The sequence below is a fragment of the Methylocystis iwaonis genome (assembly GCF_027925385.1).
GTDB lineage: Bacteria > Pseudomonadota > Alphaproteobacteria > Rhizobiales > Beijerinckiaceae > Methylocystis > Methylocystis iwaonis.
On the sequence record NZ_AP027142.1, the window covers coordinates 1,630,662 to 1,644,662 of the forward strand.

A 14,001-nucleotide genomic window follows, 5' to 3' on the forward strand; every position below is an offset into this window, starting at 1 on the left:
TTCCCATCGCCGCGTCTACGTAATAGAGGGAGTGACGGAGGCGGCGTCGTGGGTCAGGAAATCAAGGCGGCAGGCTTTACGCGGGCGGACAAGGCGCGTTTCGCCGCCCGGGTCGCGCAAGAGACTGCGATCGCCCGCGCGCTTTATGACTCGGGGCGTTTTTCGATGGCCGGCCATATGCTCGGATTCGAGATCGAGATTTGGATACTCGATCACAATTACTTCCCTGCCTCGATCAATCAGCAGCTCCTCGAAGCGCTCGACAATCCGCTCGTCGTGCCGGAGCTGTCGCGCTTCAATCTCGAACTCAACTGCGATCCGCTTTCCCTCGAAGGCGACGCGCTGAGGCGCGCCTTTGATGCGCTGACCAGCGTCTGGGCGCAGTGCAACAGTGTGGCCCATCGGCTCGACGCCAATCTCGTCACGATTGGCACGCTTCCGACGATCCGCGACGAGGATTTGACGCTCGCCAATATGTCGCCGCTCAACCGCTTTTACGCCCTGAACAGCGAAGTGCTGCGATCACGCGGCGGCCGGCCCTTACGCGTCGATATATTGGGCCGCGAGCATCTCGTGTCGGAGCACAGCGACGTGATGCTGGAGGCGGCGACAACCTCTTTCCAGGTGCATCTCAAGGCGCCGGCCGATCTCGCGCATCTCTATTACAACGCCTCCATCGCCGCTTCGGGGCCGATCCTCGCCGCCTGCGGCAATGCGCCTTTCCTCTTCGGCAAGACGCTCTGGGAGGAGACGCGCATTCCGCTCTTCGAGCAGTCGGTGGTTGCGCCGGGCCCGGCGCGCGTCTGCATGGGATCGGGCTTCGCCGCGCGCTCGCTGATGGAGATTTTCGAAGAGAATGCGCGTGATTATGACTCGCTGCTCCCCGTCGCCTTCGAGGAAGCCCCGGAGGCGCTGCGTCACCTTCGCCTGCATAATGGCGTGATCTGGCGCTGGAACCGGCCGCTCATCGGCTTCGACGAAGACGGCGCGCCGCATTTGCGCGTCGAGAACCGCATTCTGCCGGCGGGACCGAGCTTCGTCGACATGATGGCGAACGCCGCGCTCTATCTCGGCCTTGCGCGCGCGCTTGCGCTCGCCGGCGAGACCGGAACAGGCGGGCTGTCCTTCGAGGAAGCGAAGCAGAATTTTTACACCGCCGCGCGTCTGGGGCTCGACGCCGTGCTTTACTGGCCGGGGCAGGGGGAGATCGGCGCGGACAGGCTGCTGCTCGAACGGCTTCTTCCTGCGGCGCGCGCGGGTCTTGCCGATCTCGGCGTCGATGATCCGCGCGGCTTCCTCGATGTGATAGAAGCCCGTGTGCGCTCACGCCAAACCGGCGCGGCGTGGCAGCGTCAGGCGCTCGAGGCCCGCGGCGGCGATCTCTTTGCGCTCATGGCCGCCTATTGCGAAGGGCAGCGTAGCGGCGCGCCCGTACATGAATGGGACTTGTGAGAATGGATGCAATCGACGCGCCCTGCGCCGTGATGGACAGACTGCCGGCGGGATTTCTCGACTGCCCGCCGGAAAAGCTCATCGACATATTGCCCGGGCCGACGCTCTTCGACTTCCCGGGCCACGACCCGCGTCCCTTGTTCGTCTCGACGCTGCTGCATGGCAATGAATATAGCGGCCTTGCCGCCATGCAGTGCGTGCTGCGCCGGCACATTGAACGGGGCCTGCCGCGTTCGCTTTTGTTTTTCGTCGGCAATATTCGCGCCGCTGCGGCCGATTTGCGGACGCTTCCCGACCAGCTCGACTTTAACCGCGTCTGGCCCGGCACGCTTTATCCGGACGATCCGCAGGCGCTTCAGGCGCGCTGGATTTACGACTATGCGGCGCGGCGCGGCATTTTCGCCAGCATAGACATTCACAACAACACGGGCTTCAATCCGCACTACGCCTGCATCAAAAAGCTCGATCCGCGATTCATCGCATTGGCGCGTCTTTTCTCGCGCATCGTCGTGCACTCGCAGCGACCGGTGGGGACGCATGCGGCGGCCTTCGCGGATCTCTGTCCGGCGATGACGGTCGAATGCGGTAAGGCTGGCGCGGGCTCGGCCACGCAACATGCGATCGAGCTTGTCGAGGCGGCGCTTTCCATATCGCATCTGCCAGACCACCCGCCCACGCCGCACGACGTCGATCTGCTGCGCACCTATGCGATCGTGAAGCCGCCGAAGGGAACGAGCTTCTCCTTCGACGGGACGCCGGCGGACTTCATGTTCCGCGCGGACATCGACCACTTAAATTTCAGCGAGCTGGCGCCCGGCGTTTCTTTCGGCAAGGCGCGCGCGGGGGTGAAGCTGGACATATTGCCGGGCGAAGGCGAGGAGACGGCGCCGGGTGAATATTTCGATTATGCGGATGGCGAGATCAGGCTGTCGCGTCCGGCGATCCCGGCGATGCTGACGGTCGATCCGCGCGCGGTGGAGTTGGATTGTCTGTGTTATTTGATGCATCGGATCGGGTTGGATGGGGAGCGGGCGTGAGCGCGCCCTCATCCGACCCCTGCTGACGCAGGGGCCACCTTCTCCCGCAGGCGGGAGAAGGGAGAGCCGTCCCGGTTTTGGATCACAAATTTTTCAGCGCGATTCCTTCTCCCGTTTACGGGAGAAGGTGGCCCTCGCGTCAGCGAGGGTCGGATGAGGGCCTACCCAACCGCAAACGCCGCAACAATCGGCGCATGCAACGATCCTAGGACCGGCTCCGGCGCAAACACCTCGTCCTGCAGCCCCTCATTGAGAATGCGCGTCTCCCGCCACGCAGCAGCTAGCGTCGGCGACGCAAGAATATGGTCGATCAGCTTCGGCCTTCCCGCGTGTAACACCGTAAAACGCCGAGCAGCCTCGACACGCTCCTCCAACGGCGCAAGCGCGCGCGCGCCTTGCTGCAGCTCATTGTCGCCGCCGCGCAATAACCGGGTCGGCGCGTCATATTCGTCGGCGTTGACATCGCCACAAATGGCGATGCGGGCCTCGGGCTCGGCGTCGAAGAGCGTCTCGACGAAGAGCCGCGCCTCCAGCGCCTGGCCCTCGCGCTTCTGCGCCGCAATAAATTGCCCTTCGATTTGCGATTTGCTCGAACCTTCGCCGCGCGCGGTCGCGACCGGCGCGGGCCGCGGCGCGCGCAAATGCAAATCGATCACATGCAGAACGGCGCCGGTCGGCAAATCGATCGCGGCGTAAAGCAGCGGCCGGTCCCATTCGATGACGATCGGCGCCGGCTCGACGTCGCCCTCGCGCGGCGGCGGCCATGACCAGCGCGCGACGATGTTGTGGTGAATCTGGCGCGTCGCCCGGATGGGCCAGCGGCTGAGAATCGCCAGATTATGCACATCCGCCGGCGCGCTTGTTCCCGGCCGCACGCTCGTCGCGCGGAAATAGTCCCGGTAAGGCGTGTCCGCCAGCAGCCGGTCCAGCGCAAGATATTCGCGAACGCTATGCTTATGCGGCTTTTGCGCGCCGACTTCCTGTAGGCAAAGAACATCGGCGTCGAGCGCCGCCAACGCGGGCAGCAGCGCCGCGCGGCGCCGCGCGAAAGCGGCCTCGTGGGCCGCCGACCACTCGAGATTCTCCAGATTGAAGGTCGCGAGCCGCAAATCCATTATCGAATTCTCGCTTGTCTCGCCGTTTCATGCCCGCCCGGTTCGGCCAAGTTGACGCTCGCCCGAATTCTCTCCAGCGCAAGCCAAGATAGCGCGCGTTGCCCCTCGACGGCGGGCTATTTCGGCGTCTACTATTCAAACATTCCTTGTCACAACGGAGCTTAAATCCTTGTCGGTTTTTGATGGAATCCCTTTTTTCGCCGGTCTCGATCCCTCACGCGGCGAGACCTTCGGGCGGCAATGCATACGTAAGCGCTTTTCCGAGGGTGAGCTGGTTCTCGACTTCGACGACCCCTCGACGGACGTCTACTTCATCGTGAGCGGCGACGTGCGCGTCCTCATCCGCACGGCCGCGGGCAAGGAGATGATCCTCGGTGACTTCGGCCCCGGCAACTTCTTCGGGGAGATGGCGGCCATCGACGGCGCCAAGCGCTCCGCCAATGTCACCGCGCTGACCAACGCCGAGCTTTTGCTCGTGCCGCCGACGGCCTTTCGCGAGATCGTCCTGCATTCGCCCGAGATTGCGGAGCGGCTTATGCGGCTTCTCACCTCGCGCGTGCGCGAGCTCAATGTGCGCCTCTTCGAGCGCTCGGTGCTCGATCTGCGCCATCGCCTCTATGCGGAGCTGCTGCGCATGGCGTCGCCACGCAAGGGGCACGACGGCCAATCCATCGTCTCGCCGCCGCCCTTCCAGCACGATCTCGCCGCCCGCATCGGCTGCCGCCGCGAGCAGGTCAGCCGCGAGCTCGGCGCCATGACGGAGGAGGGGCTCGCCGAGAAAGTCCGCGGCGGCCTCGTCCTGCTGCGTCCGAACGTGCTCGAAAAGCGCGTGCGCGACGCAATGAACGCCGCCGAATGAGCCATGTGCGGCGGCGCACAGCGTTAAATCCGGGTCTCTCTCACATTCGGGGAGCGGTAGAGAGGACGAGGAAACGCCGATGACTCCCCGGTTGACGCCGATCGAACGCTGCGTGGACGTCGCGGGCCTGGCGCCGCATGAGATTGTGCTCGGCGTCAGCCCCAGCAAAAAGCATGAGCAGATGCTCGCGCATTATCGCCGCTCCAGGCGTTCGAGCGCCGTCGCGCGGGTGAAGATCGTCGCCGACCTGCGCGCCGCGGTCAGCCGGGGCGCGGCGGCGGATGCAGCGGATTTGTTGCTCGTGCTGCGACGGCTCCTCGCCGTGAAACCCGTGCGCCGGGCCGTTCGGCGCCCGGCGCCGGCCACGCGCCGGCGAGGCAATCCGCCCAGGAATCGAGCGAGCTGGGCCGCGCCGAGCGCGTGTATGGCAGGCGGCGCGTCCGAGATGGCTGCGCTACCCGCTGTGCTTCATCTGCAACACTGCCAGACAGTTTCTCTTCTCTTTTCGGAGAAAACGCGGGGCGAAACGAGCCGAACGAGCTGAAAATAACCTTTTAACAAAATGTTACTTCGAGTCGGGGCGGATAATCTCAATGTTTTCGGGCGCTTGCCGCAAGGCGGCGTTTGAGTCAGCTTCGACGCCGCTGGAAAAGGCTCGTCCATCCGGGGGGTAGGCGTTTGTTTTTTAAAAGTAGATACGTATCCGAGAAGCTTTTGGGCGGCCTTTGCGCCCTCGTTGCGCTTTGCGCATCCGCTTCGGCTCAGGAGGTTCGAGCCGAGCGCGACCGTCTCGCAAGCCACATCCAGGCGCGTCCCGAGGATTACGAAGCGACCTATCGCTTCGTGATTTTGGCGACGGAGCTGCGCGATTACGAGGCCGCCATCGGCGCGCTCGAGCGGGTTCTCATGTTCAATCCGAACCTGACGCGCGCCCGCAAGGAGCTGGGTTTCCTCTACGCGCGCCTCGGCGCGTGGGAGGTGGCGGCCGGGCATTTGCGCGCCGCCAAGGCCGCCGGGGACCTCGATGCGGTTCAGAGCGCGCAGATCGACGCGCAGCTTCCCGACATCGAGAAGCATATGCAGTCGAGCCGCCTGTCGGTGCGCATCCATACGGGTTTGCGCGCCCAGTCGAACGCCAATTATTTCCCGGCGGGCAATCTCTTCCAGATCGGCGGAATCGGGCTCGCGTCGGCGGGGCCGCGCAAGGGCGACATGAACGCCTTCCAGCTCGTGCTCGCCGCGCATGACTGGGAATTTGGCGGCCAGCGCGGCGACCAGCTCGAGACGCGCGTCACGGCCTATGCGACCGAGCAGTTCAGCCTGCCGCAATATAGCGTGGCGCTTTTCGCCGCCACGATCGGGCCGCGCTTCTTCGTGCCGCAGACCCTGGTCAGCAATTTGTCGGTGCGGCCCTATTTGACCGGCGCCGTCTCCATGCTCGGCTCCAACAATTACCTCAACGCCGGCGGGGCGGGCGCGAGCGTCCGGGCGGACCTCGGCCCGGATTTTTGGTTGGAGCCCGGCGCCGAATGGCGCGGCCTATGGGTCGATCCCGTCCGAGGCGTCTTCGGGCCGTCGCCCTATCGGACGCTGTCGACGCTGGCCACGGGCGACGTCGTTACCGGTTATCTGAGCGGCTCCTATCGCCTGCTCGATACCGTGCGGCTCGACGGCCGCGTCGCTTATTCGCGCGCCACGGCGGGCTATGCCGCGCAAAGCTCGGATCAGGTTGACGTGCAAGCGATGTTGCGGCTCGAAGTGGAGCCGCCCCATCCGATGATCGCGCGCCGCTGGACGATCGCCCCCTATGCGCGCTTCACCAATCTGGCGTTCGACACAGCGAATCTTCTCGTGAACCCTTTCGTCGCCCGCCACGACTCCGCCTGGAACTATGGGCTGATGCTGGACGCGCCGATCACCGAGACCTTCGGTTTTGCCGGCAATCTCGAATTCATGCGCAATGATTCCAATTTGCCGAATTTCAAGACGCAGAATGTCTCCGTCTCCTTCGGTCCGACGGCGAAATTCTAAGGGAGCCGCGCTATGAGGAATGTTTCTGTTCTTGCGCTTGCGACCATCGGCCTCTTCGCCTGCTTCCCCGCCAACGCGGAAAAAGTGGGCAATATCGGCGCTGTCAATGTCGCCGCGCATGGCACGCCGCCCGGCGCGGCGAAACATCCGCTCTCCGTCGGCCTCGGCGTCGAGAAGCGCGAGCGGATAGAGACTGCCAGCGAGGGCAGCGCGCAGATCGTTTTCAACGACACCTCGACGATGACGGTCGGCCGCAGCAGCTCGGTCGTCATCGATGATTTCGTTTACAACGGCGCGAGTGGCAGCCAGGGCGTCAGTCTCGCCAAGGGCGTGATGCGTTTTGTGGGCGGAGGCGTCAGTCATGAATCCGGCGCCACATTCAAAACGCCGACAGCGTCGATCGGCCTTCGCGGCGGGTCGATCATGGTGCGCCTCGGCGGCGAATGCGAGGCGCTCGTCTATCACCAGAATGGCGTGACCGAGGTTGTGGGGGCTCAGGGGAGTTCTCAAATACTGAACCGGCCGGGCTTCGGCGTATGCGCCCGCAGCAGCGGCGTCTCGGAGCCTTTCCGCGTGCCGCCGGAAATCATCGCCGCCATGAACGCGCAGCTCGCGAGCCTGAAGGGCCAGTCCGGCGGCGCCAGGAAGAAGCCGCGCGAGGAGGAGGCCGAGCTTCTGCTCGGGCACGATCGCGCGCCTTCCGTCGAACCGCCGCCCGGCCTCGATGCATTGGGGCCTGTTTGGGCCGGAAACGCCCTGGTTCAGAGCAGCGCCAACGTCGAAAACCAGCCGTTCCCGCCGCCGGCCCCGCCGCCGCCTGAGCACTGCCGAGGCGAGCTCTGCGGCCGTCCGCGCCTTTGATGGTTGTGACGGCTGGGCCAGGCGTCGATCGATCTGGCCCGGCCGTTTAAAGAGATGCTCACACGCAAGCAGGCATTTCTCGTCGCATCGTTCGTCGCCGCCGCGCTTTTCCTGCCATGGGGCGCGCTGCAGCCGCGGGCGCTCGACGACATGCGTAATGTCGTCTTCGACAATTTTCAGCGCGCCGCGCCGCGCGTCTATGATCCCGAGACTCCCGTGCGGGTGGTCGGCGTCGACGAGGAGAGCCTGAAAGCTTACGGCCAGTGGCCCTGGCCGCGAACGCGGCTCGCCGAATTGGTCGAGCGACTGCGCGCGCTGGGGGCCGGCGCCATCGCCTTCGACTTCATCTTTTCCGAGCCCGACCGCGCCAGCCCGCATATGCTCGTCGATGCGCTCGAGGACGCCAGGCTGCGCGCGGACGTCTCGAAGCTCCTCGCCAAGGCGCCCGACGGCGACATCGCCTTCGCAAATGCGCTGAAGGGCGCGCCAGTCGTGCTTGGCGCGACGCTCGCACCGACGGGAGCGAACGATTTTTCCGCCAAAGCCGGTTTCGTGACGGCGGGCGACGATCCGGCGCCTTTCCTTTACGCCTTCCCGGCGATCGTTGCGCCGCTGCCGGGCCTCGCCGCCAATGCGCAGGGTCTCGGCGCAACGAACTGGCTGCCGGACCGCGATCTGGTCGTGCGCCGGGTGCCCTTGCTGTCTCGCCTCGGCGCGGCGCTCGCGCCGTCTCTCGCGCTCGAAGCCTTGCGCGTTGCGCAGGGCGAGCCGAGCATCGTCATCCGATCCTCCAACGCCAGCGGCCAGACGGCTTTTGGCGCGCAGACGGGCGTCAATGCGGTGAAGGTCGGCGCCTTTCAGATTGCGACCGGCCCCAACGCCGAGGTGCGTCCGCGTTACAGCCACAGAGCGCGGGCCCGCGACATCTCGGCCAAGGCGGTGCTGCAATATCAGGTTGCGCGCAGCGAGATCGAGGGGCGCATCATTTTCGTCGGAGCCCTCGCCGTGGGGCTCGGCGACGTGCGGGCGACGCCGCTGGACCCTGTGACGCCCGGCGTCGACGTGCATGCGCAGATCGTCGAGTCGCTCGCGAACGGCGCGCTTCTGTCGCGACCCGACTGGGCGCCGGGGCTGGAGTATGTCGTCGCCATCGTCGCCTTTGCGCTGACCATGCCGCTGCTCTTCGCCGCGCCGCAGCTTTTGTCGGCGGCTTTCGCTTTTGCTGCGATCGGCGCGTTCTTCGGCGGCTCTTTCTATCTTTTCGAAAAGCAGGGCCTTCTGCTCGATCCAGCCTATCCGAGCCTCGTTGTCGTCGGCGCTTATGTCGTCGGCGCGCTGACGCTGTGGCGCACGGAAATTCTCGCGCGGCGTCAGGTGCGGCGCGCCTTCGGCAAATTCGTCGCGCCCGCAGTCGTCGACCGCATCGCCGAACATCCGGAGCGTCTCGTTCTCGGCGGCGAGACGCGTGAATTGACCGTGCTTTTCTCGGACCTGCGCGACTTTTCCGGAATTTCGGAAGGCATGAGCGCGCGCGAGCTCACGCAATTCATGAACGACTATCTGACGCCCATGACCGACGCCATTCTCGAATGCGAAGGCACGGTCGATAAATATATGGGCGACGCCATCCTCGCCTTCTGGAATGCGCCGCTCGACGTCACGGATCATCCGCGCAAAGCCGTCGAGGCGGCGCTGCGCATGCGGGCCGAAATGGCGCGGTTCAACGCGCAACGGGCGCAAGCGGCGCAGGCGGCCGGGCGTTTGCATGTCGAGGCGGCGATGGGCCTGGGGCTCAACATCGGCCCTTGCAGCGTCGGGAATATGGGCTCGATACGGCGCTTCGATTATTCGATCCTGGGCGACAATGTGAATCTAGCTTCGCGGTTAGAGGGCGCGAGCAAGGCTTTCTCGACCGACATCATCGCCTCTGGCGCCGTCCGGGAGGCGGTTCCCGATATGGCCTGGCTCGATCTCGGGCGCATCGTCGTCGCCGGGCGGAGCGAGCCGACGCAGGTCTTCGCGCTGGCGGGGGACGCTGATGTCGCGAAAACGGATGCGTATGTGCGCTGGCGCACAACGCATGACGCCATGCGCGCCCATTATGAAGCGGGCCGATTCGACGCCGCCGCCGAGTGCGCGGCCGAGCTGGCCCTGAAGGCTCCCGGCGCCTGGCCTGCGCTCTATCTGGCGATGGGAAAACGATATTCAGCGCTCGCTCAGCAGGGCTTGCATGAAGGTTGGTCTTCGGTATGGAATCTCCTGAGCAAGTGATCGCCGCCTCTCCTGCGCCACGCGCATCTCAACCCTCCGCACCGAAAGATCGCCGCCAGCGCATGACAGAAACAATCGTCGAAAAATACTGGTCGCTTATCGCGGCGCGGCATGATGCGCAGGCTTTCTCGACGATCGACCTCGCCTATAACGAGCCGCAGCGCGCCTATCACGCATGGGGACATATCGTCGATCTGCTCACCAAGCTCGATGCGCTGGCGCATCTGGCGACGCGCGTCGACCTCGTGGCGGCGGCGATCTTCTGGCACGATTCCGTCTATCTCACGCGCGACGGCGATGGACGCCCGCGCACCGACCCGGAGAATGTGCGCGCGAGCGCGGTGCTGTTCGAATTTCATTCTCGCTTCGACGAGGTCGAAGGGCAGGCGATCCACGACCTCATCATGGCGACGGCGCAGCATATGAAGGCAAAGGCGGCGACCGAGCATTACCCGGGATTTTCGCGCGACCTCGATTTTTTCCTCGATCTCGACCTCTCGTCGCTCGCCGCGCCCTGGCCGTTGTTCGAGAGCAATCTCGACGATATTCACTTCGAATATGGCTGGGTGCCCGAACGCGCCTTTTATCTCGGCCGCATGCAGATGCTCGAAAGCTTTCTTGCTTCTGGCGAGGGGCTGTACCGCCTGCCGGAGACGCGCGCTTTGTGGCTCGCGCAGGCGCGCGCAAATCTGCTGCGCGCGGAAGTGGCGCTACGAGACAGGCTGGCGGGGCCCGCCTCTGCGTGAGGGGCTGGGACGAGGGGTATTAGTCCCTTTCGAGGCTGTAACGATCTGACGTTGTGAGCCCTGATGCCTCCCCTTTACGGCTAGGTCGGCGGCCAAAGGCCATCGGGTGGGGCTCACGCAGCGCCGTCATTGCGAGGAGGCGGAGCCGACGAAGCAATCCAGGGCCGCATCGCTGCCCTGGATTGCTTCGCTTCGCTCGCAATGACGGTCTGAGTAAAACCAGCGCTTTTGTGGCTCTGGATTGCCGGTCGGGCTTGCAGCCCGCCGGGAATGACAAGCCCCCATGCGAGCGGTTCAAACGGCAATAATATTACTTGATGATCAGTCGCCCATCCACTACAGGCGCAATCGTCCCCGCCTTCTCGATCGCCTCCATCACCACCGTCGACAGCAGCGGCGCCTCGTCTTCGGTGACGAGCGGCTTGCCGCGCGTAAAGGCCTCATAGCCGTCCTTGCCGGCGGCGAGATAGTCGTTGGTCGCGACCTTATAGAGGCGCGCGTCGTCGAGCGGCGCGCCGCCGATGTCGATCGTGGCAATGCGCGATCCGGGGACAGCGTCGCGCCGCGCGACGATGCGGGCGCCCGACAGTTGCGGGAAGCGGCCCGCGTCCTTGCCGAGCTTCCAGAGGCCGCTTTCGAGGGCCGCGCGCAGATCGGCGCCGCGCAGTTCCAGCGTGATGAGCTTATTGTTGAAGGGAAGCGCCGCCACGACCATTTTGCGCGCGAGCTTCGTTCCGGGCGAAAGGACCGTATCGCTGCGAATGCCGCCGCCATTGATCAGTGCGACGTCCGCGCCGGTCCTGGCGCGCATGGCGTCGGCGATGAAATCGCCGATCGCCGTCTCCTGGCTGCGCACGGACGATTTGCGCGCATCGAGCTCGGTCTGCGTGGCGCCGATGATCTGATCGAGATCTTTGTCCATGCTCGCGCGATATTCCGCGACGCGGGCTGCGACAGCGGAGTCAGGCGTGGCGTCGGCGGTGTCGATGATGCGGAACTTCGGCGTCCAGCGCACCTTGCGAGCGCCGGCGTCGGACGCCGAGATTGTCAGATCGACCGCGACGATTTGCGCGCCGTCGGCCTGCGTTTCGGCAATCGCCGCGCGGCCGTCATAAGCGACGAACAGATTATGGTCGTGGCCGGAGAGCACAATGTCGATCGCGCCCGTCTTGGCGAGGCGCAAATCGTCCCGCCACTCCGAATGAGTCACGACAACGATAAGATCGGCGCCGTCGTCACGCAGCCGCTGCGCCTGCTGCTGCGCGGCGTCTATGGCCGGCGAGATTTGCAGCGACCCGGTGTTGGAGCGCTTGGCGGATTCATCCTCCGTGAGGCCGAAGACGCCGATTTTCACGCCATCGACGTCGAAAATCTTGCTATCCGAAAAGCCGGGCAGGGGCTTGCCGGCGCCGTCGCGCAGATTGGCGGCGAGGCGTAAAGCCTGCAACTCCGACATGCGCTTGCGAAACACGTCCTCGCCGAAATCGAATTCGTGATTGCCCGGGGTGAAGACGTCGATCTTTGTGCGATTGATGAGATCGATGATATGCGCGCCCTTGTCGAGGCTGGACATGAGCGAGGGCGAGATGGTGTCGCCCGCAAGCGCGACGAGGACATTCTTGGTCTTCGCACGCTCGGCGCTAAGGACGCCGGCGACGCGCGCAAAGCCGCCGCGCCCGTTCGTCTCCGCCATTTCGTAAATGTCGCTGAAAACGAGGAGCGTGGCGTCGACCGTGCGTTCGGCGGCTTGCGCGGGCAAGGCGGCGAGGAAAAGGGCAAAGGGGAGAGCGTGACGAATCTTCATGCCCCGCATGTTTGCGCGCTTCAAATGACACGGGCAATACGCGCCTGATACCATTTCCGTTTGATAGCTCCCGAAAGGCTCGATCGGGAATCCAGAGCCGCAAGAGCGCTGGTTTCGCTCAGGGCCGTCATTGCGAGCGAAGCGAAGCAATCCAGGGCGGCGATGCGACGCTGGATTGCTTCGTCGGCTCCACCTCCTCGCAATGACGGCGTTAAATCCGATCGCACGATCGTCAGGATCAACACCGAACCAATCAAGCGGAACCCGTGTGAGAACGATAAAAAGAAACGGCGCCCGTGGGCGCCGCTCCAACTTTTGCTTGGGGACAGATCAGCAATCGTCAGTAATTGTAAGCGCGTTCGCCGTGATCCGTGATGTCCAGGCCCTCGCGCTCCTGATCGGGCGCCGGACGCAGGCCGACCACGAGGTCGACGACCTTGTAGAGGATCGCAGAGCCAATGCCCGAGAAGAGCAGCGTCGCGACGACCGCCGTGCCCTGCGCCTTCATCTGGGCCACCATATCATACGTGCCGGCGTAGCTCTCGAGATTGGTGTAGTCGGTGATGCCGACGCCGCCGAAGTCGGGGTTGACCAGCAGGCCGGTCGCCAGAGCGCCGGTGATGCCGCCGATGCAGTGGACGCCGAAGACGTCGAGCGCGTCGTCATAGCCGACCTTCTTCTTGATCACATCGACGAAGAAGAGGCAGATCGGGGAGACGGCGAGGCCGAGGACGATCGAGCCCATCGGGCCAGCGAAGCCGGAGGCCGGCGTCACCGCGACGAGGCCGGCGACCGCGCCGGTGATGAGGCCGAGCAGCGAGGGCTTGCCCTTGATCAGCCACTCCACGATCATCCACGACAGCGCCGCGGCGGCGGTCGCAACCATGGTGTTGACGAAAGCGAGCGCCGTCGTGCCATTGGCTTCGAGGTTGGAGCCGGCGTTGAAGCCGAACCAGCCGACCCACAGCAGCGAGGCGCCGACCATCGAGAGCGTCAGCGAATGCGGCGCGAGCGCTTCCTTGCCATAGCCGATGCGCTTGCCCACGATGATGGCGCCGACGAGGCCCGCGATGCCCGCGTTGATATGGACGACCGTGCCGCCCGCGAAGTCCAGCGCGCCCTTGCCGGCGAGCCAGCCGACATTGCCGGCGATCTCGTCGATCTTCGCCTGAGCGGCCGCCTTGGCGGCTTCGTCGGGCGCGGCGGCGAGCTGCGTCGCGGCGTCGACCAGCGCGTTCGGATCGGCGACGCCCCACACCCAATGCGCGACCGGGAAGTAGATGAAGGTGACCCACAGCGCCGTGAAGAGCAGCACCGCCGAGAACTTCATGCGCTCGGCGAAGGCGCCGATGATGAGGGCCGGGGTGATCATGGCGAAGGTCATCTGGAAGACGAAGAAGGCGAATTCCGGAATGACATGGCCGGGGGTGAAGGTCGGCGCGTTGGCGGCGCCGGTCACGCCCTTCAGGAAGAGCTTGTTGAAGCCGCCGACATAATGGTTGAGCGAGCCGCCGTCGCCGAAGGCGAAGGAATAGCCATAGACTGCCCAGATCACGCCGACGAGCGACACGATCGCGAAGGTCTGCGAGAGCACGGCCGCCATGTTCTTCGTGCGCACGAGGCCGCCGTAGAACAAAGCGAGGCCCGGGATCGACATCATCAGCACGAGCAGCGAGGAGGTCAGCATCCAGGCGGTGTCGCCGGGGTTGGGCGTGGGATCATTGCCAGCGAAGGCCGATCCCGCCGTCGCAACGAGCGCCGCTCCCGCGAGGGTCGAAGCCGCGAACGCGCTCCGAGACGAAGGAAGTTTCATGTAGAAAAGCTC

11 protein-coding genes are annotated in these 14,001 nt (G+C 64.8%); 8 read left to right on the top strand and 3 right to left on the bottom strand.

Features of this window, described 5'->3' with window-relative positions; all coding sequences use genetic code 11:
- Positions 1 to 48 precede the first annotated feature (48 nt).
- Both QMG84_RS07785 and QMG84_RS07790 read left to right on the top strand, forming a co-directional pair.
- The gene (locus QMG84_RS07785; RefSeq protein WP_281931602.1) at positions 49 to 1,452 is read left to right on the top strand and encodes a hypothetical protein; all 1,404 of its coding nucleotides are present in this window, start codon (positions 49 to 51) and stop codon (positions 1,450 to 1,452) included.
- A gap of 2 nt (positions 1,453 to 1,454) precedes the next feature.
- Positions 1,455 to 2,489, top strand: coding sequence for a M14 family metallopeptidase (locus tag QMG84_RS07790; RefSeq protein WP_281931604.1), 1,035 nt, complete (start codon positions 1,455 to 1,457; stop codon positions 2,487 to 2,489).
- Positions 2,490 to 2,650: 161 nt separating this feature from the next.
- Here QMG84_RS07790 and QMG84_RS07795 read toward each other — a convergent pair whose 3' ends face one another.
- Positions 2,651 to 3,604 carry an endonuclease/exonuclease/phosphatase family protein gene (locus tag QMG84_RS07795; protein WP_281931605.1) on the bottom strand — a complete coding sequence of 318 codons (954 nt, stop codon included), beginning with the start codon at positions 3,602 to 3,604 and terminating at the stop codon, positions 2,651 to 2,653.
- A 169-nt stretch (positions 3,605 to 3,773) separates the two neighbouring features.
- On the opposite strand from QMG84_RS07795, the gene QMG84_RS07800 reads away from it, so the two are divergent.
- The 6 genes from QMG84_RS07800 (at position 3,774) to QMG84_RS07825 (ending at position 10,372) form a co-directional block, all read left to right on the top strand.
- The gene (locus QMG84_RS07800; protein ID WP_202073702.1) at positions 3,774 to 4,463 is read left to right on the top strand and encodes a Crp/Fnr family transcriptional regulator; all 690 of its coding nucleotides are present in this window, start codon (positions 3,774 to 3,776) and stop codon (positions 4,461 to 4,463) included.
- A gap of 79 nt (positions 4,464 to 4,542) precedes the next feature.
- Positions 4,543 to 5,007 carry a hypothetical protein gene (locus QMG84_RS07805; protein WP_281931607.1) on the top strand — a complete coding sequence of 155 codons (465 nt, stop codon included), beginning with the start codon at positions 4,543 to 4,545 and terminating at the stop codon, positions 5,005 to 5,007.
- 170 nt (positions 5,008 to 5,177) lie between these two features.
- The gene (locus tag QMG84_RS07810) at positions 5,178 to 6,494 is read left to right on the top strand and encodes a tetratricopeptide repeat protein (protein WP_281931608.1); all 1,317 of its coding nucleotides are present in this window, start codon (positions 5,178 to 5,180) and stop codon (positions 6,492 to 6,494) included.
- Positions 6,495 to 6,506: 12 nt separating this feature from the next.
- Complete coding sequence (locus tag QMG84_RS07815) at positions 6,507 to 7,355, top strand: FecR family protein (RefSeq protein ID WP_281931610.1); 849 nt, start codon at positions 6,507 to 6,509, stop codon at positions 7,353 to 7,355.
- A 54-nt stretch (positions 7,356 to 7,409) separates the two neighbouring features.
- A complete protein-coding gene (locus QMG84_RS07820; RefSeq protein ID WP_281931612.1) occupies positions 7,410 to 9,626 on the top strand; it encodes a CHASE2 domain-containing protein in 2,217 nt (738 codons plus the stop codon).
- 62 nt (positions 9,627 to 9,688) lie between these two features.
- Positions 9,689 to 10,372 carry an HD domain-containing protein gene (locus QMG84_RS07825; RefSeq protein ID WP_281931613.1) on the top strand — a complete coding sequence of 228 codons (684 nt, stop codon included), beginning with the start codon at positions 9,689 to 9,691 and terminating at the stop codon, positions 10,370 to 10,372.
- Positions 10,373 to 10,682: 310 nt separating this feature from the next.
- On the opposite strand, the gene QMG84_RS07830 is transcribed toward QMG84_RS07825, so the two are convergent.
- Both QMG84_RS07830 and QMG84_RS07835 read right to left on the bottom strand, forming a co-directional pair.
- The gene (locus tag QMG84_RS07830) at positions 10,683 to 12,176 is read right to left on the bottom strand and encodes a bifunctional metallophosphatase/5'-nucleotidase (RefSeq protein WP_281931614.1); all 1,494 of its coding nucleotides are present in this window, start codon (positions 12,174 to 12,176) and stop codon (positions 10,683 to 10,685) included.
- 340 nt (positions 12,177 to 12,516) lie between these two features.
- Positions 12,517 to 13,989, bottom strand: coding sequence for an ammonium transporter (locus tag QMG84_RS07835; RefSeq protein WP_202072671.1), 1,473 nt, complete (start codon positions 13,987 to 13,989; stop codon positions 12,517 to 12,519).
- Positions 13,990 to 14,001: the final 12 nt, after the last annotated feature.

Bases quoted from the DNA above. Each gene is read 5' to 3' on its own strand.
- QMG84_RS07825 (WP_281931613.1), top strand. From the start codon at position 9,689: ATGACAGAAACAATCGTCGAAAAATACTGGTCGCTTATCGCGGCGCGG.
- QMG84_RS07830 (WP_281931614.1), bottom strand. From the start codon at position 12,176: ATGAAGATTCGTCACGCTCTCCCCTTTGCCCTTTTCCTCGCCGCCTTG.
- QMG84_RS07820 (WP_281931612.1), top strand. From the start codon at position 7,410: ATGCTCACACGCAAGCAGGCATTTCTCGTCGCATCGTTCGTCGCCGCC.
- QMG84_RS07815 (WP_281931610.1), top strand. From the start codon at position 6,507: ATGAGGAATGTTTCTGTTCTTGCGCTTGCGACCATCGGCCTCTTCGCC.
- QMG84_RS07790 (WP_281931604.1), top strand. From the start codon at position 1,455: ATGGATGCAATCGACGCGCCCTGCGCCGTGATGGACAGACTGCCGGCG.
- QMG84_RS07805 (WP_281931607.1), top strand. From the start codon at position 4,543: ATGACTCCCCGGTTGACGCCGATCGAACGCTGCGTGGACGTCGCGGGC.
- QMG84_RS07835 (WP_202072671.1), bottom strand. From the start codon at position 13,989: ATGAAACTTCCTTCGTCTCGGAGCGCGTTCGCGGCTTCGACCCTCGCG.
- QMG84_RS07795 (WP_281931605.1), bottom strand. From the start codon at position 3,604: ATGGATTTGCGGCTCGCGACCTTCAATCTGGAGAATCTCGAGTGGTCG.